Source organism: Humibacter ginsengisoli, from assembly GCF_054780095.1.
Window position 1 is genome coordinate 344,534 of record NZ_BAAGWZ010000002.1, and the last position, 19,646, is coordinate 364,179.

The following is a 19,646-nucleotide window of genomic DNA, read 5'->3' on the forward strand; positions in this document are numbered from 1 at the left end:
GACACGACACAGAACGAGAGCGTCGTCGACACGACGACCGCCGGCCGCATCGCTGACCTCAAGGTTCGCTATCACGAGGCCGTGACGGCTAGCGGACAGGCCGCCATCGAGAAGCAGCACGCCAAGGGCAAGCTGACCGCACGAGAGCGCATCAAGCTTCTTCTCGACCCCGGCTCCTTCGTCGAGTTCGACGAATTCGTGCGTCACCGCACTCACGCGTTCGGCATGGAGAACAAGCGCCCCTACGGCGACTCGGTCATCACGGGCATCGGCACCATCCACGGGCGCAACGTCGCCGTGTTCAGCCAGGACTTCACGATCTTCGGCGGGTCCCTCGGCGAGGTCGCGGGCGAGAAGATCATCAAGGTGATGGACCACGCCCTGAAGACCGGCGTGCCCATGATCGGCATCCTCGACTCGGGTGGAGCTCGCATTCAGGAGGGTGTCGTCGCGCTCGGCAAGTACGGCGAGATCTTCCGCCGCAACACGCAAGCATCCGGTGTCATCCCGCAGATCTCCATCGTGATGGGTCCTGCCGCCGGCGGTGCGGTGTACTCGCCCGCGCTCACCGACTTCGTCATCATGGTCGACAAGTCGAGCCATATGTTCGTCACCGGGCCGGATGTGATCAAGACGGTCACCGGCGAAGACGTCGGCTTCGAGGAGCTCGGCGGCGCACTCACGCACAACAAGATCTCGGGCGTGAGCCACTACCTGGCATCCGACGAGCAGGATGCTCTTGAGTTCGGTCGTGCACTGATCAGCTTTCTGCCCGACAACAACCTCACCGATCCGCCGGTCTACGAGGCAGAGGCCGAGCTGGAGATCACGGATGCCGACCGCCGACTCAACGAGATCATCCCCGATTCCCCGAACCAGCCGTACGATGTGACCTCGATCATCGAGCACATCGTCGACGACGGCGACTTCCTCGAGATCCAGCCGCTGTTCGCGCCGAACATCGTGATCGGCTTCGCGCGGGTGGAGGGCCGCTCGGTCGGCATCATCGCGAACCAGCCGAACGCGATGGCGGGCACGCTCAACATCGACGCCGGCGAGAAGGCGGCGCGATTCGTGCGGTTCTGCGACGCGTTCTCGATCCCGATCCTCACGCTCGTCGATGTGCCCGGATACCTGCCCGGCACCGACCAGGAATGGACCGGCGTCATCCGTCGCGGCGCCAAGCTGCTCTACGCGTACGCGGAGGCGACGGTGCCGCTCGTCACCGTCATCACCCGCAAGGCCTACGGCGGTGCCTACATCGTCATGGGCTCCAAGCAGCTCGGCGCCGACATCAACCTCGCCTGGCCGACCGCGGAGATCGCCGTGATGGGCGGGCAGGGCGCGGTGAACATCCTGTATCGCAGCGAGATCAAGAAGGCGGAGGAGTCGGGCGAGGATGTTGCGGCCGTGCGCACCAAGCTCGCGAACGAGTACCTCTACAACGTCGCATCCCCATTCCTCGCAGCCGAGCGCGGCGAGCTGGACGGCATCATCGAACCGGCCGCCACACGCATCGGGGTGATCAAGTCCCTGCGGGCGCTGCGCGCCAAGCGCGCGACGCAGCCACCGAAGAAGCACGGAAACATCCCGCTGTGATCGTGACACCGTCGGCCAGCAGCGTGGGCCGGGACTGAGAGGAGGCGTCCATGGCCAAGCACAGCACGCAGCCAGAGGTGGATGCCTCGCAGTTCGTGTTCCACACCAAGGGGCTCTCCGAAGACGAGATCGCCGCCGTCACTGCCGTGCTGACGTCCGCTCTGCGTGAGCAGGCCGCGGCACAGCAGCCGACGCCGGACGCCGACACGAATGGGTGGCAGCGCAGCCAGCGTGGCCTGCGCCAGCCACTGGTGCGCGGCCCTGGCACGTGGCGGAGCTGGGGCTGAAGCGCCCCGACGGCCTGCCTACGTGCCTCGCGCATCGGATTTGTACCCCGAAATGGGGCGCGAAGACCCGTCCGCTCCCATGAGCCCGGCGATTTTGTCCCCCGATTGTCCCCCTAAATGACGACTTTCCCTCTTGCGGGATCGGGCACATTATTGATGTTGCTAGGTGTCTCTCATGTGAGATTCACCGCCATTCATTCGCCGACTAGGGTAAGCGGGCGAGTGTTTTGGGGGCGAGTCGGGGCGATATTCGGGTTGTCGCCCCGACTCGGGGCTTCCGGAGGGCGTCGGTCAAGGACCGGCGCCCTCCGATGTTTCCGCGGCGGCGTCCTCGCGACGCGGGATCTCCAGCCACAGCTCGACCTCGTCGTCGGCGCCCTCCGACTCTGCGGAAGCCGTGTCGTGGGCGTCGCGCGGTCCCACTCCATCGCCGGGGACGGCATCCGGAGGGCTCGAACGCAGCCCGACCACCGTCACGGCGACGGGTGACCCGGTCTGCACGGTACGCACCACGAACTTGTCGGCCAGGGAACCCTGCAGGGCTTCGGCGAGACGGGTGTGGATGCGCTGCAGCTCCTGCTCGTCGAGGCCGTCCAGTCCGCCGTCGTCGAGAAGCACGACGTTGGCGCCACGTCGCCGCGCTGCGAGCACCTGCTCGCGCACTCCATCGTCGAGCAGTGCGCGGCCCCTGATCTCGTCGCGCATCCCCGCCTCCAGGAGCAGGCACTCCGCGCGTTCGTCTTCGGTGAGCATCCCACCGCTCTCCACGATGCGGATGAGCAGAGGGGCGGCACGTTGATACGTCTCGTCCAGGCGGCGCTGGCGCTCCACGACGTGCGCCTCCTGCTCCGCGTGCCACTCGACGACCTGGCGCTCGGCGCGGGCGAACCGTGAGGCATCCCGAGCCATGCTTCCGAGCGCCCTGGTGACGACGGCCGCGGCCGCCACCCAGACCACGCTTCCGATGACGCCGAGGGCGGCGAGCGCGGCGAACCCGGCGACGACGACGGTGTGCGCCACGAGGAAGGCGATGCCGACCCAGGCGAAGACGTTACGCCTGCGCACCACCACGATCGTCATGAGCGTGCCGATGGCCGCCACGTACCAGGTGGCGTATCCGTTTTCGCGTGCGAGGTCCAGCTGGCTGGCGACCAGCACAGGCACGGCGACGCAGACGGCAAGATCGAAGGCGGCGACCCACGCCGGTAGCACGATGCGGGAGGGTCTCGCCAGCGACAGCGCCGTCGCCGCGGCATAGAGCGCGATGGCGACGATCACCGGAGCCGGATGCCGATACATCGACATCGACGTGATGCCGAGCACCACGTGGTAGACGGAGAACAGCGCGGCCAGGGTAACGAGCACACCACGGGAGACGGCGATCACAGACGCTCCTCTCCCGCGACATCCGGCTCCGGATGCCACACCAACCGCACGCTGGTGCCCTCACCCGGTGCGGACTCCACGGATGCCACGCCGCCGGCGAGCGCCACGCGCTCCTTGATCGAGACCTCCAGGCCGAGCCGCTCGGGCGGGATGGAGTCGAGCTCGAAGCCGTGGCCGTCATCCGCCACCACGATGAGCACGCCGCCGTCGTCGGTCGCCTCAACCCGAAGACTGCGTCGCACCAGCACTCCCCCGGCGTGCTGCGCGCTGTTCACCATGGCCTGCACGGTTGCGGAGTAGAGCGCCTCGGCGACGCTGACCGGGATCAGCACGTCGCCCCGGCCGCGCGGCACGATCGAGAACGGCACGGTGAACGATCGCGCGGCCGAGATGATGCGGTCACGAAGCCTGCTGCAGAGAATCGAATCGAGGGCACGCCCGGGCCTGGCCAGCGGCGCGGACGTGTCGAGGTGACCGAGCGCATCCTGCGCCATCGACGCCGCGATGGCCATCGCCTCCGGCGTGCGGGCGCCCGCCGCGGAGAGCAGGGTCGTGAGCACGCTGTCGTGCACGATGGCGTCGACCTCGACACGCTCCGCCTCGAGGGCGTGAGCCCGCACCGCGACCTCGTAACGTTCGAGCGCCGTCGACTGGCGGGCATCCACCTGACTCGCCGCCTGCCGCAGCATCGTCATGATCGCCAGCAGGATCGAGGCGAAGAGCGCGGCGTAGAGGGCGTCCAGCACGGCGATCTCGATCGCGCCCGCCCCGGCGGAGAGGGCGAGCACGACACCGTAGAGCAGCGGCGCGACGATCGTGTAGACGGCGGCAAGGAGGAACGGCATGGCCAGCGCCGCGCACGCGGTCGACACCGTGAGCAGATACCAGAGCCACGGCCGCACGCCGTCGAAGTAGGAGGCATCCGCTATGCCTTGCTCCCAGAACACGAGCGCCAGAAGGTAGCCGACGCACAGGGTGATGGCGGCGACGCGCACGGTGCGGCCCACGATGGAGGCGATGCCCAGCCAGGCCAGCGAGACCAGAAGCACCGCGGCGACCGCGGTGGTGTAGGCGGGACGCAGGTGCGACGACTGCGCGATAGCGACCGGGATGACCTGCAGCGCGAACACCCAGCTGAAACCGGCGACGGCGCGTGCTGCGAGACGTTCGACTCGCGCCCTGGTCAGCGGGCTCGGCGTCGCCGCCGGCAGCAGCTCCGGCATGGCCGCAGGGTCAGCGGCGGCCATCCGCCTCGCCCGATGCGCCGGATGACTCGGGCGCCAGCCCGGGGAGGATGCCGTCTTCGACCGCACGGCGCAGCAGGTCCATCTTGGTCGGCGCCGGGCGTCCGACCTGAACGTACTTCGTGCGGATCCGGTCGAGGTACTCCCGAGCCGTCGAGTGGGCCACACCGAGCTGCTCGGCCACCGCCTTCAACGGCAGGCCGGATGCGTACAGATGCAGCACGTCGCGCTCGCGCCGCCCGAGCTGCGCCTTGGCGAACTCGCTGTCCGCGTCGATCGCGCTGGCCCATTCCAGGTTGTTCAGCACGTCGCCGGCGGCGACGGACTTGATCGCCGCCATCAGGGTGGTGGTGGGAGCGGATTTCGGGATGACCCCCGCCGCGCCGGCGGCCAGCGCTTCCCGCACGCTCGCCACCTGGTCGGCGATGCTGTGCACCAGAACGCCCGCGCCGGTGGCCTGAACCCGCTTCACGTTCTCGGTGATGCTCGACCCGTCGCCGAGCGAGAGATCGAGCACGATCACATCGGGATCGGCGTCCGCCAGCGCATCCAGAACGGCGCTCACGGTGGGTCCGGCGGCCAGCACGTCGTATCCGGCCTGAAGGCAGGCGGCCTGCAGACCGAGGCGCACGGACTCATGGTCGTCGACGATCCCCACGCGCACCATGGCACTCATGCTAGCGACGTAGAGCGCCCGGTCCCCGACCTAGGTCGTGCGAACCAGCGACGCCACGACTTCGACGTGGTGCGTGTTCGGGAAGAGGTCGAACGCGCGTGCCGTGCGCAGTTCGTAACCGCGTTCGCGGAACCAGCCCAGATCACGTGCCAAGGCGACCGGATCGCACGCCACGTACACCAGCTGTGCCGGCTCGAACGACGCCAGCAGGCCGACGACCTCTCGCCCAGCTCCGCTGCGCGGCGGGTCGAGCACGACCGTTCCGGCGCGCAGGCGGGCGCGTTCCCCCGCGGATGCCCGGTCGGCGAGGCCGCGCAGGTACTTCTCGACGCGTGCCGTCACGGTCTGCGCGCCGATCCATTCGGCGAGGTTGGATGCCGCGTGATCCGTGGTGCTCTCGTCGGACTCCACGCTCGTGATGCGCGTGGTCGGACCGAAGCGGTCGGCGACAGCGGCCGCGAACAGTCCCACTCCGCCGTAGAGGTCGAGGTTGTACGCGCGCGGGTCGAAGAGCGACTCATCGACCGCCTCTTGCACCGCCTGCGTCAGCACCTCCGGCGCCTTGCGGTGCACCTGCCAGAACCCCGTCGAGTCGAGGGCGAAGCGGCGGTCTCCGACCCGTTCGTGCACCGTCTGCTGGCGTCTGCCCGTGTCTCCCGCTGCATCCCGGCGGATCACCGAGACAAAACCCTCGCTCGTGACGGCGATGTCGACGGTTCCACTGCGGTTCTGCTGCTCACCGAGCGGCGCGGCACGCTCGACCGCCTCGATCGCCAGCGGAAGATCGGTGACCGGCACGACGCGATGCGAGCGGGCCGCGTAGGGTCCGACGTTGCCCTCGTCATCCACTTGCAGCCGCACTCTCGTGCGCCAGCGGATGCCCTCCTGATCGTCATCGACCCGCTTGCCCGATCCGGTCACGGCCTCCACGACAGGAGCCTCGTCGAGCCGGGCCATGCGGGAGAACGCGTCCGCGATCACCTGCCGCTTCAGCTCGCGCTGATGCGGCAGGTCGATGTGCCCGAACTCGGCGCCGCCTGCGCGGTCGTCTGGATCCCGTTCCACCGATGCCGCCTGCCACACATGCGGCCGTCGATGCCCGGATGCCTGCAGCACCCGCACCGTCTCGGCTCGCCAGAACCGGTCGTGACGGGTGTCAGAGACCCGGGCGAGCACCCGCTCACCGGGAAGCGCGTCGCTCACGAAAACCACCCGGCCCTCGTGCCGGGCGACGAACACGCCGCCGTGCGCGACGCCCGTGATCTCGAGTTCCAACTCGACCGGATCGCTGGCGACCCGGCGCACAGCGGTCGTCGACCTCGAGGGTCGCCGGGTCTGCGCAGGCCGGCCGGCGGAGGATCGCGGGGCGGGGCGGCGAGGAGGTCGAGGCATCCTTCGATGGTCGCATACGGCGCGCGATGCCCCGCCTACCCCGCTTCGAGGCGAGAGCCCGCACATCCACCCGGCGAGCCGCTATGGGTCGCTGCGAGTTCGCTCATCGCGGTTCACCGGGCGCCCAGAAGCGGCCGCTACCGTCGGAATCTGCGTCGAACGAGAGGGGGCGCGTGACCTACTACAAGAACGGCCGGCCGATCGACCCGCGCAAGATCGCGCGGGTCTCCGGGTCGAAGCAATCGAGGTCCGGGCAATCCGGGGACGGGCAGCCCGTGCAGCCCGATTCGGGCCGGGCATCGTCGCCGGTTCGCAATCGGCAGGCGCCGAACACCCCCGCTGAAACGCCGCGACAGCCGCCGGCACCACGCCCTCGCGATCCCTACGAGTATCTCGAGCCCTTCCACGAGCCACGTCGGCGCTCGACGACGCGTGCCTACGCTGCCGATGACCCGTCGCGAGAACCGTCGCCCGGCCACCCGGCCAAGCCGCCCGCCGACCGCCGCAAGCGCACGTTCCGGCGCCGGCGCATCATCGCCGGAATCGCCGCCGCGGTCGTGGCCGTGCTCGTCGCGGGCGGCATCTTCGTGTTCACGCAGTACCAGCAGCTGTCAACGGGCATCCACCGCACGAGCCTCGGTCCGGTGCAGAACACCGCGGAGACGAACATCCTCGTGATGGGGCTGGACAGCCGGCTCGACGAGAACGGCAATCCGCTGCCCGCCGACGTTTACAACGCCCTACACGCCGGTACGGCGGACGACGGCGGATACAACTCGAACGTGTTGATGCTGCTGCACATACCCGCTGGTGGCGGGCATCCGGTGGGCATCTCGATTCCGCGCGATGACTGGGTGAGCCTGCCGGGGGCGCCGGACGGCGCATCCATGGGCAAGATCAAGCAGGCGTACGGCCTGCAGCTCGACCAGACGCTCACCCATCTGACGCAGACGCAGCCGAGTCTTTCGCGTGCGGATGCCTACCAGCAGGCACGCTCCGCAGCGCGCGTCGAGGAGGTGAAGACGGTCGAGCAGTTCCTGAACGTGAAGATCAACCACTTCGTCGAGGTGACCATGGGCGCGTTCTACCAGCTCGCCGAAGCGGTGCAGCCGATTCAGGTGTGCCTGAACGAGGCAACGGCCGACAGCTACTCCGGTGCGAACTTCGTGAAGGGCCTCCAGGAGATCAACGCGCAGCAGGCGGTGGCGTTCGTGCGTCAACGGCGCGACACGACGAACTCCCCCGTGAATCTCACGGATCTCGACAGGGAGCGGCGGCAGCAGGCGTTCATCATCTCGCTGGCGAACAAGCTCGAGCACCAGAACGTGTTCGACGACTTCAGCGTGATGGAGAAGATGCTAGGCACCGTCAAGAACGACATCGCCGTGGACTCGAACCTCGACCTGCTCAGCCTCGCGTCGGACGCCAAGAAGTTCGGCGGCGGTGGAGTGAGCTTCGAGACGCTGCCGATCTCGTCGTTCGGCGTGGAGGACGGCCAAGACGTCAACCTCGTCGACCTGAACCAGGTGCGCACCACGACAGCGCAGCTCATCGCCGCATCGGATGCCTCGTCGACGCCGAGCCCGAAGCCCTCATCCGGCTCCTCCGGCTCGCCGAAGGCGTCGTCCGGGTCGTCCGGGTCGTCATCCGGGTCGACGCCCACGCCGTCGAACACGTTCGGGACGAACGGCGTGATGTCGTCGGCCGGCATCCCCTGCGTGAACTAGGGGTCCCGCGGACGGATGCCTGAGCCGGGCACAATGGTCGGGTGCGCCTCTACCTCGCCTCCACCTCGCCCGCCCGGTTGACGCTCCTTCGATCTGCCGGCGTCGAACCGCTCACGATCGCGCCCGGCGTCGACGAGCCGGCCACGGTCGCCGAGGCGGAGGCCGAGCAGGGTCCGCTGGCCGCGGCAGACATGGTGCAGCTCCTCGCCAGGGCCAAGGCCGAGGCGGTCGTCGGAGCGCTCGTCGACGACGAGCCGATCGACGGTCTCATCCTCGGCGGGGACTCGGCGTTCGAGGTCGACGGGGTGATCTACGGCAAGCCGCACGAGCCATCCGTGGCGCGTGAGCGGTGGCGCGCGCAGCGCGGGCGCACGGGCGTGCTGCACTCCGGGCACTGGCTGATCGATCACAGTGGCGGAAAGGTGAACGGAGCCGCTGGCGCGGTGGCGGAGGCATCCGTCACGTTCGCCGACGACATCGACGACACGGAGATCGACGCCTACGTCGCGACCGGCGAGCCGCTGAAGGTGGCGGGCGCGTTCACCATCGACAGCCTCGGCGGTCCGTTCATCACGAGGGTGGACGGCGATCCGAGCACCGTCGTAGGACTCTCGCTCTCCACGCTTCGGTCACTCGTGAAACGTCTCGGCTACGAGTGGACCGACCTCTGGAGCTGAGCGCCGCGGGGCCGCGTGTTGTAGGCATCCGAAAGCCCTGAGGGCGAGGTTTGTGTACGGCATTCAAAACCGCGAGGGGGGCCGTCAATAGGCTTGAAGACTGTGCCACACATCTCGAAGGTCCTGATTGCCAACCGCGGCGAGATCGCTGTGCGAGTCATCCGAGCGGCCAGAGACAGCGGAATCGCGTCCGTCGCGGTGTATGCGGACCAGGACCGGGACGCCGTGCACGCACGCCTCGCCGACGAGGCCTACGCGCTCGACGGGTCGACCAGTGCCGAGACCTACCTCTCGATCGAGAAGCTGCTCTCGGTATGCCGTCGCTCCGGCGCGAACGCCGTGCACCCCGGCTACGGGTTCCTGTCCGAGAACGCCGACTTCGCTCGTGCCGTCATCGATGCCGGCCTGATCTGGATCGGCCCTGGTCCCGAGGCGATCGAGCGGCTCGGCGACAAGGTGTCCGCCCGCCACGTCGCGGAGAAGGTGGGCGCACCGCTCGCCCCCGGAACGCTGAACCCGGTCAGCGGCGCCGACGAGGTGCTCGAATTCGTCGACCAGTACGGGCTCCCCGTGGCCATCAAGGCCGCCTTCGGTGGCGGCGGTCGCGGTCTCAAGGTGGCCCGCGAGCGCGACGAGGTCGCCGAGCTCTTCGAGTCCGCCACCCGTGAGGCGATCGCGGCGTTCGGGCGGGGCGAGTGCTTCGTGGAGAAGTACCTCGACAAGCCCCGGCACGTCGAGACGCAGTGCCTCGCGGATGCCCACGGCAACGTCGTCGTGGTCTCCACCCGTGACTGCTCCCTGCAGCGTCGCCACCAGAAGCTTGTGGAGGAGGCGCCCGCGCCGTTCCTCACGGACGAGCAGCGCGAGAAGCTGTACACCTCGTCGAAGGCGATTCTCAAGGAGGTCGGATACCTCGGTGCCGGCACCTGCGAATTCCTCATCGGGCAGGACGGCACCGTCTCGTTCCTCGAGGTGAACACGCGACTGCAGGTCGAGCATCCGGTCTCCGAAGAGGTCACCGGGATCGACCTGGTGCGCGAGCAGTTCCGCATCGCTGAGGGCGGGGTTCTCGACTACGACGACCCGGAGCCGCGCGCGCACTCGTTCGAGTTCCGCATCAACGGCGAGGACCCGGGGCGCGGCTTCCTCCCGGCACCCGGACCGGTGCACGTGTTCAAGCCCGCGTCTGGACCGGGCGTTCGGGTCGACTCCGGCGTGCAGTCCGGAGACGTGATCTCCGGCGCATTCGACTCGCTGCTCGCCAAGCTCATCGTCACCGGTGCCACCCGCGAGGAGGCGCTGGAGCGGTCACGTCGCGCCCTCGACGAGTTCGAGGTCGCGGGCCTCGCCACCGTGCTGCCGTTCCACCGCGCGATCGTGCGCGACCCGGCGTTCGCGCCAGAGGGCGGGCATCCGTTCGGCGTGTACACGCGCTGGATCGAGACCGAGTTCGTGAACGACCTGGAGCCGTGGAGCGGCGAATCCACCGAGCCGGCCGAGGCGGAGGCGCGGCACAGCGTGGTCGTCGAGGTGGGCGGCAAGCGCGTCGAGGTGAGCCTGCCGACGAACCTGCTCATCGCGGGCGGCGGCACCGCCACGGTCGGGCACGCGCCGAAGCGCAAGGGCGCCTCGCACGCGATCGCCACCGCTACCGGCGACTCGGTGACCGCTCCGATGCAGGCCACCGTCGTGAAGCTCGCGGTCGGCGAGGGAGATCAGGTGGTGAAGGGCGATCTCATCCTCGTGCTCGAGGCCATGAAGATGGAGCAGCCGCTCACCGCTCACAAGGACGGCACGGTCACGGATGTCAACGCGCAGGTCGGCGCGACGGTCTCCAGCGGCCACCTGCTGCTGAACATCGTCTGACGGGGCACACGCTTCACCGCGTTTCGAACGATGCGCCGGAGATGATCTTGCGATCTCTCCGGCGCATTGTTCGATTTCCGGCCGACCTCAACAGAACGGGTCAGCCGATCGCGTGAGAGGCTCAGCCGATGGCACCGCCGGCGAGGGTCTCCTCCTCGATCTCCGACTCGTTCGCGGCTTCCTCGATGTATTCCTCGATCTTCTTGGTCGGCAGCGTGATCGTGACGGCCACCACGTAGATCACCGCGGCGATCACCGCGTTGATCAGGAACACCCAGAAGAACGCGCCCTTGATGACGGGCGTCGTCGGGTCGAACAGCCAGCTCACCAGGAACATCAGGATGAGCCACGGGATCACCCAGAACACGCTCGCCCTGAAGTCGAACTTGGGCCGGTTCGGACGCTTCCACGCGACCAGTTCGTAGATGATGAGGAACACGTACCCGATGGCGATCGAGATCGCGAGCTTCGAGTTCGTCGCCCAGCCGGCCCAGAACACGATCATGTTCGTGCAATAGAAGGCCAGGAACGGGATGATGTGACCGCCCGGCAGCTTGAACGGCCGCTCGTGGTCGGGCAGCTTGCGCCGCATCACGGCCAGCACGAGCGGACCGGTGCCGAACGAGAGCACGGTGGCGCTGGTGATGAAGCCCACCAGCTGCTGCCAGCTCGGGAACGGCAGCAGCAGCACGATGCTCACCAGGAACGAGAGCAGCAGGCTCCAGTACGGAACGCCGTGCTTGTTGTTCGTGGCCAGCCACCGGGGCCCGTTGCCGTTGCGCCCGACCGCGTAGGACACGCGAGAGGTCACCGTGGTGTAGATGAGGCCGGTGTCCAGCGGCGAGATGATCGCGTCGAAGTACAGGATGTACGCCAGCCACCCGAGCCCGGCGATGGTCGCCAGAGCCGCCAGCGGGCCGAAGTCGTTCTTGAACGACAGGCCCATCCATCCGCCCGCGTGCGACAGCGCGGAGGCGGGCACCATCATGGTGAACGCCACCTGCAGCAGCGCGTACAGGATCGCGGTGATGCCGACCGACCCGATCACGGCGAACGGGATGTTGCGCCGCGGGTTCGTCGTCTCGCCGGCCAGCTCGATGCCCTGCCGGAAGCCGAGGAACGAGAACGTGATGCCTGCGGTGGCGATGCAGACGAAGATCGCGGCGAATCCCTTAGGAGCGAATCCGTGCGAGCCGAAGTTGCCGATCGCCTGCGACGATGCGGTGGCCAGCGCTGTGATGATGAACACCACGACCACCAGGCAGATCACGAACACCTTCCACCACACGACCACCGTGTTGACCTGGGCGAACAGCCGAACGCCGAAGTAGTTGATCACCGCGAACACGGCCAGCAGGATGATCGCCACCACCATGCCGAGCGGGGTCAGCACGTGAGCGGATGCCCCGCTGTCTTTCGCGAGCACCGTGAACGGCGCGTACTGGGTTCCGTAGGTGAGCGCCCCCTCGACCTCGATGGCCGGAACGGCCGCCGACGCGATCCAGGTGATCCACCCCATCGTGTAGCTGCCGAACGAGCCCCACACCATGTGCGGATACCTGACCACACCACCGGAGATCGGGAACATCGGCCCGAGTTCGGCGTAGCAGAGGGCGATCAGCATGATCATCACCCCGGCGATGAGCCAGGAGAAGATCGCCGCAGGGCCGGCGATCACGGAGGCGTTGAACGCTCCGAACAACCACCCCGACCCGATGATGGAGCCGATCGCCGCGAACAGCAGGCCGATCGGGCCGACATGTCGCTTGAGCTTCACCTCCTCGGTGGGCGGTTTCGGCTGATTCAGTGTGCTCGACATCGTCGTCTCCTCACGTACGGATCCTCACGGATTGCGCATACGGACGCCCGCGCTCACGAGAGAACGCGCCGTCCCGGTTCGGACGTTACTCCTCCGGCGACGCTTTTTTCACGCGCTTGCGCTGAGGCAGCGCACAGGATACGAACAGGCTTCAGAGAACGATGTGCATCGCCCGTGCGGCGTCGGTGATCGAGTTCGACAGCGACGGGTACACCGAGAACGCCCTCGCCACCTGGTCGACGGTGAGCCGGTGCTCCACGGCGAGCGCGACAGGGAGGATGAGTTCGCTCGCCCGCGGCGCCACGATGACGCCGCCGATGACGGTGCCGCTCCCGGTGCGGGCGAACAGCTTGACGAACCCGTCTTTGATGCCCTGCATCTTCGCCCGAGGGTTGGACTTCAACGCCAGCTTGTAGATGTCGCCCTGTGCGATGCCCTCCTCGATCTCGCGCTGATTCCAGCCGACCGTGGCGATCTCGGGCGTGGTGAAGATGTTGGATGCGACGTTCCGCAGCTCGATCGGCGTCACCGAGTCGCCCAGCGCGTGGAAGATCGCGGTGCGGCCCTGCATCGACGCGACGGATGCCAGTGGCAGCACGTTCGAGCAGTCCCCCGCCGCGTAGACGCTCGGCATCGAGGTGCGTGCGACGCGGTTGACGCGGATGTGACCGCTCGGGGTGAGCTGGATGCCGGCTTCCTCGAGTCCGATGCCTGCCGTATTCGGGATCGAGCCGACTGCGAGGAGGCAGTGCGAGCCCTCGACGGTGCGGCCGTCGGTGAGTGTGGCGACCACGCCGTTCTCGGTGCGCTCGACGGACTCCGCGCGCGACTTGGAGAGCACGGTCATGCCGTTGCGGCGGAACACCTTCTCGAGCACGGTCGCGGCATCCGCGTCTTCGCCGGGCAGCACGCGGTCGCGGCTGGAGATGAGCGTGACCTTGGCGCCGAGGTAGGTGTAGGCGCTGGCGAACTCTGCGCCGGTGACGCCGGAGCCGACCACGATGAGGTGCTCTGGAACGGAGTTCAGCGAGTAGAGCTGGGTCCAGGTGAGGATGCGCTCCCCGTCCGGCATCGCCGACGGAAGCAGTCGCGGGCTGGCGCCCACCGCGATCACCATCGTGTCGGCCTCGACACGGTCGAAGTCGGTGCCGTTCTCCTTCGAGGTGGAGACGATGACCGCGCCCGGCCCGTCCAGCCGTCCCTCACCGGTGACGATGCGCACGCCGGCGTGCACGAGCTCGCTGCGCATGTCTTCGGACTGCTGCCTCGCCAGGCCGAGAAGCCGTTTGTTCACGGCGGAGAGGTTGACCGCGACCTCGGGGCGGATGGGCCGCCCCGTCTCGGTGCGTCCGAAGAACTGGACGCCCAGGTCGGCCGCGTCGCCGATCGCGCGCGTCGCGTCCGCGGTGGCGATCAGGGTCTTCGAGGGCACGACATCCGTCATCACGGCGGCGCCGCCCACGCCGCTGCGCTCGACGAGCGTCACCTCGGCGCCCAGCTGCGCACCGGCGAGCGCCGCCTCGTACCCGCCGGGGCCGCCCCCGAGAACGGCGATACTCTGCTTGCGCTCGAACTCGAAGGCCATGGCATCCATTCTCTCAGACGCCCTGGCGGCGCCCGGACGGATGCGCGCAGGTGAGCGGGTCGCACGGGTCGACCTCCTGCGCTGTTTAGAGTGGTGCAATGGCATCCGAGGACGCAGCTCATCCTTTCGACGACCCGGCGGCCGATCCGTTCGAGATCGCGCGCATCGCGGCCGGGCAGATCGCGGAACGCACCGGCGTCGAGCACCACGACATCGCCCTGACACTGGGCAGCGGCTGGGGCAAAGCCGCCGACCTCGTCGGCGAGACAGTGGCCACGGTGCCGGCGACGGACATCCTCGGGTTCCGTCCGCCGGCCGTGCCGGGGCACGTCGGCACGCTGCGGTCGGTGCGGCTGCCGAACGGCAAGCATGCGCTCGTGCTCGGTGCGCGCACGCACTTCTACGAGGACCATGGCGTTCGCTCCGTGGTGCACGGCGTGCGTACGGCGGCCGCGACCGGCGCGAAGACGATGATCCTCACCAACGGCGCGGGCGGCATCAAGCAGACGTGGGGGCCCGGCACTCCGGTGCTGATCAGCGACCACATCAACCTCACGGCGTCGTCACCGTTGGAGGGTGCGACCTTCGTCGATCTCACAGATCTCTACTCGAAGCGACTGCGCGACCTCGCCCGCGAGGTGGATGCCTCACTCGAGACGGGCGTGTACGTGCAGTTCCGCGGTCCGCACTACGAGACGCCGGCCGAAGTGCAGATGGCGAAGACCATCGGCGGCCACATCGTGGGCATGTCGACGGCGCTGGAGGCGATCGCGGCGCGGCAGTCCGGCATGGAGGTGCTCGGCATGTCGCTGATCACGAACCTCGCGGCAGGCATCTCCGACCAGCCGCTCAGCCATGCCGAGGTCATCGAGGCCGGCCAGGCAGCTGAGCCGGTGATCAGCGCCCTGCTCGCCCGCATCGTGGAGCGGCTGTGAACGCGGCGGGACAGAGCGGGGCGGGGCAGAACGCGGCGGCGCGATCCGCGGCGGCGCAGACCACGGCCGCCGTCGACGTCGTCGAGGCGGCGCGCGCCTGGATCGCGGACGATCCGGATGCCGAGACGCGCGCCGAGCTGCAGGCCATCGTGGATGACGCGGCCACCGGGTCGTCCGACGCGCTCGAGGACCTGCACTCGCGGTTCGACACCCGCCTCGCGTTCGGCACGGCCGGCCTCCGCGGTGAGATCGCTGCCGGGCCGAACCGCATGAACCGGGTGCTCGTCGCCCAGGCGGCGGCCGGGCTGGCGGCGTACCTGAACGAGCAGGCATCCGCTTCCGGCGACGACATGCAGCCATCGGTAGTCATCGGCTACGACGGACGCAAGAACTCAGACGTCTTCGCACGCGACACGGCGGAGCTGATGGCGGGCGCCGGCATTCGCGCGGTGCTGCTCCCCCGTCTGCTGCCCACGCCGGTGCTCGCGTTCGCCGTGCGGCACCTCGGCGCATCCGCCGGTGTCATGGTCACCGCCAGCCACAACCCGGCAAGGGACAACGGCTACAAGGTGTACCTCGGCGGCGCCGACGAGGGCTCGCAGATCGTCCCGCCTGCGGATGCCGACATCGCAGCCTGCATCGACCGGGTGGCACAGGGTCGCGTCTCCGACCTGCCGCGATCGGATGCCTACGAGCTAGCCGATGAGTCCCTGGTCGACGCGTATATCGCCGCTACGGCTGCGGTCGCCGGGCCGCCGTCGACGGCCGGATCCGCCTCGTCGCCGTTACGGGTCGTGTACACGGCCATGCACGGCGTCGGATGGTCCACGGCGCGCGCGGTGTTCGAGGCGGCCCATCTTCCTGCGCCCGTCACGGTCGCCGAGCAGGCCGACCCCGACCCGGACTTCCCCACCGTGTCGTTCCCGAACCCGGAGGAGCCCGGCGCGCTCGACCTGGCGTTCGCTCTCGCCCGCGAGACAGAGGCCGGCCTCGTGGTCGCCAATGACCCCGACGCGGACCGGCTCGCCATCGGGATCCCGGACGCATCCGAACAGGGGTACCGGCGGCTGAGCGGCAACGAGGTGGGAACGCTGCTCGGATGGGCCGCCGCGGAACGGGCCCACGCGGCGGGCGTGAACGGCGTGCTGGCGGCATCCATCGTCTCCTCCCCCGCACTGCGTGTTATCGCGGATGCCTACGGCCTGGGATTCGCGGAGACGCTCACCGGATTCAAGTGGGTCAGCCGCGTTCCGGGCCTCGTCTTCGGCTACGAGGAGGCGCTCGGATACCTCGTGAACCCGGACACCGTGCGCGACAAGGACGGCATCTCGGCTGCCACGGCGGCTATTGCGCTTGCGACGCGACTGCACACGGAGGGAAGGACGATCGCAGACCGCCTCGACGAGTTCACGCAACGTTTCGGCGCGTACGCGTCCGACCAGATCTCGATCCGCGTCACCGACCTCGAGCGCATCGGGCGCGTCATGGCCGGTCTGCGCGCCCAGCCGCCGGCAGTGCTCGGCGAGGTCGCGGTGTCGCATATCGACGACCTGCGCGACGGATCGGCAGACCTGCCGCCGAGCGATGTGCTGCGCATCGTGCTCGAGGACGGATCGCGCGTCATGGTGCGCCCCAGCGGCACCGAGCCGAAGCTGAAGATCTACATCGACGCGTTCGACGACGCCGCGCCGAACGCGGCCGGCCGCCGATCTGCCGCGCAAGCGCGCGTCGCGGCGCTGGGCGCAGCCATGCGCACCCTCACCGACCGCATTTGAGTTCAGGCAACGTTACTGCTGGCCGCCAGTCGGCGAAGTCGGTCGGCATCGCCAGCCAGACGCTCGATAGCGCTGCGCAACGATGTGCTGCGTTCCTCGGCAAGCCCGGTCAAGACCCAGCCGCGGATCAACGCGCTGACCGGTACGCCGAGTTGACCAGCAAGGCGCTCGATGTCGGCGAACTCGGCTTCTGGGAGGCGCACTGACTGCACCACCGAACGACCGCGGCGCTGTCCCTGAACCTGATCGGGCAGCGCGAGATCCCGGTTCACCTCGGACTCCGCCTGTACCGCCTCCACATCACCCTTAGCGCTCATCACTCGCCCCTTTCGTACCGGCGCCGATCGGAGCTGTTAGCTGCCCACCCGTTCGCTCCCCAGTAGCCCGCACCATTCTCGCGACGCACAAGGATGACCGTGAGAACTGGGCGTCTGCTGTGGCTATAACCAAGAACGCGAACGCCGCGCCCAGATCGGCTGAGGGGATCCGGATCGAACCACACCGCGTCGACGTCTGCGAGCGCTTCGTTCGCCTCGGAAACAGTGATCTGGTGACGCTCCCCCCATGTGCTCAGCGCAATGCTGCCAGTCTACCGCGTCCACGACTACAAAGCTACTACAGCGCGCCCGACCCCCCGATGCGCGGCCCTCAGCCGATGGCCTCTTCGAGCTTGCGCTCCAGCTCGGTGACGTCGAAGTAGTTGTCGATCACGACGATGTCCGCGTTCGTGCGCGGGATGCGCTCGACGAGCTCGGGGGACGTGAGGATGACCTGCGCATCCGATCCCGTCGTGGTGAGGCTCGCGACGTCGGACGCGCTGACGTCGGCCGTGAGCCCCAGGCGCTCGAGCGCCCGCTCGGCGTTCACCTTCAGGATCGCGGATGTTCCCACGCCTGCACCGCAGATCGCGACGATCTTCACCAGCGCTTCACCTTCTTCACCGGGCAGCCCGCTTCACCGGGCAGCGCTGACGTCGCTCGGCAGATCGGATGCACCGATCACCCGCCACACGTCGTCCGCGCTGGACGCGCTGGCCAGCGCGGGAATGGCCTCTGGGTCGTTGAACACGTTGGCGAGCTCCGCGACGGAGTGCACGTGGGCATCCGGCGTCTCCACGGCCAAGCCGAGGACCACGCTCACCGGATCGTTGTGCGGATGCCCGAACGTCACCGGAGTCGCGAGCGTGACGACCGAGAGCCCGTCGGCGAGCACATCCGGACCCGGTCGCGCATGCGCGAGCGCGAGGCCAGGAGCGATCACGATGTAGGCGCCGAACTCGTCGATGACCTGGATCATGCGTTCGGTGTAGCTGTCGCGTGTGGCCCCGGAACGACGCAGTGCGTTGCCCGCGAACCGCACGGCGGCGCGCCAATCCGCTGCGTGCACACCGAGGTCGATGGCAGAGTCGGGCAGCGGCGGAAGCGACATGATCACAAGCGTATCGCGACCCTCCGTCAAGGCCCGCCGGGTTTGAGCGTTACGTGCCTGCGAGGACGCTGTGATTTTCTACGCTGCGTCGAATCCGGCGGAGATCGCTTCGGCGATGTCTTCCCGGTCCTCCAGCGGGAGGAACGACGAGCGTGCCGCGTTGAGCTGGAACGTCTCGAGGTCGTCGAGGTCGTAGCCGAAGGCATCCGACAAGATGGCCAGCTCGCGGCTCAGGGTGGTGTGGCTCATCAGCCGGTTGTCGGTGTTCACGGTCACCCGGAATCCGAGCTGGTACAAGAGATCGAACGGGTGGTCGACGAGCTCATCGCCCCAGGCCGCGATGGCACCGGTCTGCAGGTTCGACGACGGGCTCAGCTCGAGCGCGATCTCGCGGTCCTTCACCCACTGCGACAGCCGCCCGAGCGACACATAGATGTTCTCGTCGTCCTGGCGTTCGATCGTGATGTCTTCTGCCAGCCGCACGCCGTGCCCGAGCCGGAGGGCCCTGCCATCGATGAGCGCACTCTGGATGCTCGCGAGCCCGTCGGCTTCCCCCGCGTGCACCGTCGCCGGGAAGTACTGCTCGGCGAGGTAGTCGAACGCGACCCGGTGATTGCTCGGCGGGAAACCCGCTTCGGCACCCGCGATGTCGAAGCCCACCACCCCTGCGTCGCGGTGCCGCACGGCGAGCTGAGCGATCTCCAGCGCACGATCAGCGTGACGCATCGCCGTCACGAGCTGACCGACACGGATGCTCGTACCTGCGCTCCCACCGCTGGCACGCACATCCGCCACGCCCTGCTCCAGGCCGCTCTGCACCGCCTCGACAGCCTGATCGAGGCTGAGGCCACGACCCAGGTGCTGCTCGGGCGCCCAGCGGATCTCGCCGTAGACCACGCCGTCGGCGGCGAGGTCGAGCACGAACTCGCGCGCGACCCGCGCCAACCCGTCACGGGTCTGCATGACGGCGGTCGTGACATCGAACGTCTTCAGGTACTCCACGAGCGAGCCCGAGTCCGACTGCCGGGTGAACCACTCGCCGAGCGCATCGGCATCCGTCTCCGGAAGGTCAAGGCCGACGTCGTCGGCCAGTTCGATGATGGTCTGCGGCCGCAAGCCTCCGTCGAGGTGATCGTGCAGCGACACCTTGGGGAGGGTCTGCACGTCGACACCGTCGACGACGTGGTGGGCGTTGGGACTGTCCGTGGGGGCGGGCTGTTCGCTCATTGCTCCAGATTATGGGTCGCGGG

Annotated in this window: 17 protein-coding genes; 7 read left to right on the forward strand and 10 right to left on the reverse strand. The window is 68.4% G+C overall.

What is annotated here, in order from left to right; all coding sequences use genetic code 11:
* Positions 1–48 precede the first annotated feature (48 nt).
* Both ACYVI5_RS03965 and ACYVI5_RS03970 read left to right on the forward strand, forming a co-directional pair.
* A complete protein-coding gene (locus ACYVI5_RS03965) occupies positions 49–1,599 on the forward strand; it encodes an acyl-CoA carboxylase subunit beta (RefSeq protein WP_460531844.1) in 1,551 nt (516 codons plus the stop codon).
* Between the two features lie 50 nt (positions 1,600–1,649).
* Positions 1,650–1,886 (forward strand): acyl-CoA carboxylase subunit epsilon, encoded by a 237-nt coding sequence (locus ACYVI5_RS03970; RefSeq protein WP_460579085.1) that lies wholly within the window; start codon positions 1,650–1,652, stop codon positions 1,884–1,886.
* A 291-nt stretch (positions 1,887–2,177) separates the two neighbouring features.
* On the opposite strand, the gene ACYVI5_RS03975 is transcribed toward ACYVI5_RS03970, so the two are convergent.
* From ACYVI5_RS03975 to ACYVI5_RS03990, 4 genes are read right to left on the reverse strand one after another with little or no spacing between them, the layout of a single operon-like run.
* Positions 2,178–3,272, reverse strand: coding sequence for a hypothetical protein (locus ACYVI5_RS03975; protein ID WP_460579086.1), 1,095 nt, complete (start codon positions 3,270–3,272; stop codon positions 2,178–2,180).
* A complete protein-coding gene (locus tag ACYVI5_RS03980; RefSeq protein WP_460579087.1) occupies positions 3,269–4,495 on the reverse strand; it encodes a sensor histidine kinase in 1,227 nt (408 codons plus the stop codon). The genes ACYVI5_RS03975 and ACYVI5_RS03980 overlap by 4 nt, the downstream gene beginning before the upstream one ends.
* 10 nt (positions 4,496–4,505) lie before the next feature.
* Positions 4,506–5,183, reverse strand: coding sequence for a response regulator transcription factor (locus tag ACYVI5_RS03985; RefSeq protein WP_460530889.1), 678 nt, complete (start codon positions 5,181–5,183; stop codon positions 4,506–4,508).
* A 39-nt stretch (positions 5,184–5,222) separates the two neighbouring features.
* Positions 5,223–6,584, reverse strand: coding sequence for a class I SAM-dependent RNA methyltransferase (locus tag ACYVI5_RS03990; protein ID WP_460579088.1), 1,362 nt, complete (start codon positions 6,582–6,584; stop codon positions 5,223–5,225).
* A 173-nt stretch (positions 6,585–6,757) separates the two neighbouring features.
* Here ACYVI5_RS03990 and ACYVI5_RS03995 point away from each other — a divergent pair, with 173 nt between their 5' ends.
* The 3 genes from ACYVI5_RS03995 (at position 6,758) to ACYVI5_RS04005 (ending at position 10,854) form a co-directional block, all read left to right on the forward strand.
* Positions 6,758–8,311 (forward strand): LCP family protein, encoded by a 1,554-nt coding sequence (locus ACYVI5_RS03995; protein WP_460579089.1) that lies wholly within the window; start codon positions 6,758–6,760, stop codon positions 8,309–8,311.
* A gap of 41 nt (positions 8,312–8,352) precedes the next feature.
* The gene (locus ACYVI5_RS04000) at positions 8,353–8,988 is read left to right on the forward strand and encodes a Maf family protein (RefSeq protein ID WP_460530880.1); all 636 of its coding nucleotides are present in this window, start codon (positions 8,353–8,355) and stop codon (positions 8,986–8,988) included.
* A gap of 102 nt (positions 8,989–9,090) precedes the next feature.
* The gene (locus ACYVI5_RS04005; protein WP_460579090.1) at positions 9,091–10,854 is read left to right on the forward strand and encodes an acetyl/propionyl/methylcrotonyl-CoA carboxylase subunit alpha; all 1,764 of its coding nucleotides are present in this window, start codon (positions 9,091–9,093) and stop codon (positions 10,852–10,854) included.
* Positions 10,855–10,975: 121 nt separating this feature from the next.
* On the opposite strand, the gene ACYVI5_RS04010 is transcribed toward ACYVI5_RS04005, so the two are convergent.
* Complete coding sequence (locus tag ACYVI5_RS04010; RefSeq protein WP_460579091.1) at positions 10,976–12,673, reverse strand: APC family permease; 1,698 nt, start codon at positions 12,671–12,673, stop codon at positions 10,976–10,978.
* A 151-nt stretch (positions 12,674–12,824) separates the two neighbouring features.
* Complete coding sequence (locus tag ACYVI5_RS04015; protein WP_460579092.1) at positions 12,825–14,258, reverse strand: NAD(P)H-quinone dehydrogenase; 1,434 nt, start codon at positions 14,256–14,258, stop codon at positions 12,825–12,827.
* A 98-nt stretch (positions 14,259–14,356) separates the two neighbouring features.
* Here ACYVI5_RS04015 and ACYVI5_RS04020 point away from each other — a divergent pair, with 98 nt between their 5' ends.
* Both ACYVI5_RS04020 and ACYVI5_RS04025 read left to right on the forward strand, forming a co-directional pair.
* Positions 14,357–15,193: a purine-nucleoside phosphorylase gene (locus tag ACYVI5_RS04020; protein WP_460579093.1), complete on the forward strand. Its 837-nt coding sequence runs from the start codon at positions 14,357–14,359 to the stop codon at positions 15,191–15,193.
* A 101-nt stretch (positions 15,194–15,294) separates the two neighbouring features.
* Positions 15,295–16,968: a phospho-sugar mutase gene (locus ACYVI5_RS04025; protein ID WP_460579219.1), complete on the forward strand. Its 1,674-nt coding sequence runs from the start codon at positions 15,295–15,297 to the stop codon at positions 16,966–16,968.
* Positions 16,969–16,970: 2 nt separating this feature from the next.
* Here the strand turns inward: ACYVI5_RS04025 and ACYVI5_RS04030 are convergent, their stop codons facing one another.
* The 4 genes from ACYVI5_RS04030 to ACYVI5_RS04045 form a co-directional block, all read right to left on the reverse strand.
* Positions 16,971–17,285: a hypothetical protein gene (locus tag ACYVI5_RS04030; protein WP_460579094.1), complete on the reverse strand. Its 315-nt coding sequence runs from the start codon at positions 17,283–17,285 to the stop codon at positions 16,971–16,973.
* A gap of 331 nt (positions 17,286–17,616) precedes the next feature.
* Positions 17,617–17,889: a PTS sugar transporter subunit IIB gene (locus ACYVI5_RS04035; RefSeq protein ID WP_460530863.1), complete on the reverse strand. Its 273-nt coding sequence runs from the start codon at positions 17,887–17,889 to the stop codon at positions 17,617–17,619.
* A gap of 33 nt (positions 17,890–17,922) precedes the next feature.
* On the reverse strand, positions 17,923–18,396 hold the full coding sequence (locus tag ACYVI5_RS04040; RefSeq protein ID WP_460530860.1) for a PTS sugar transporter subunit IIA: 474 nt from the start codon (positions 18,394–18,396) through the stop codon (positions 17,923–17,925).
* A 78-nt stretch (positions 18,397–18,474) separates the two neighbouring features.
* Positions 18,475–19,623, reverse strand: a complete 1,149-nt coding sequence (locus tag ACYVI5_RS04045; RefSeq protein ID WP_460579095.1) for an adenosine deaminase family protein — start codon at positions 19,621–19,623, stop codon at positions 18,475–18,477.
* Between the last annotated feature and the right edge of the window lie 23 nt (positions 19,624–19,646).

Bases quoted from the DNA above. Each gene is read 5' to 3' on its own strand.
- ACYVI5_RS04015 (WP_460579092.1), bottom strand. From the start codon at position 14,258: ATGGCCTTCGAGTTCGAGCGCAAGCAGAGTATCGCCGTTCTCGGGGGC.
- ACYVI5_RS03970 (WP_460579085.1), top strand. From the start codon at position 1,650: ATGGCCAAGCACAGCACGCAGCCAGAGGTGGATGCCTCGCAGTTCGTG.
- ACYVI5_RS04045 (WP_460579095.1), bottom strand. From the start codon at position 19,623: ATGAGCGAACAGCCCGCCCCCACGGACAGTCCCAACGCCCACCACGTC.
- ACYVI5_RS03980 (WP_460579087.1), bottom strand. From the start codon at position 4,495: ATGCCGGAGCTGCTGCCGGCGGCGACGCCGAGCCCGCTGACCAGGGCG.
- ACYVI5_RS04010 (WP_460579091.1), bottom strand. From the start codon at position 12,673: ATGTCGAGCACACTGAATCAGCCGAAACCGCCCACCGAGGAGGTGAAG.
- ACYVI5_RS03990 (WP_460579088.1), bottom strand. From the start codon at position 6,584: ATGCCTCGACCTCCTCGCCGCCCCGCCCCGCGATCCTCCGCCGGCCGG.
- ACYVI5_RS04020 (WP_460579093.1), top strand. From the start codon at position 14,357: ATGGCATCCGAGGACGCAGCTCATCCTTTCGACGACCCGGCGGCCGAT.
- ACYVI5_RS03985 (WP_460530889.1), bottom strand. From the start codon at position 5,183: ATGGTGCGCGTGGGGATCGTCGACGACCATGAGTCCGTGCGCCTCGGT.
- ACYVI5_RS04030 (WP_460579094.1), bottom strand. From the start codon at position 17,285: ATGAGCGCTAAGGGTGATGTGGAGGCGGTACAGGCGGAGTCCGAGGTG.
- ACYVI5_RS04040 (WP_460530860.1), bottom strand. From the start codon at position 18,396: ATGTCGCTTCCGCCGCTGCCCGACTCTGCCATCGACCTCGGTGTGCAC.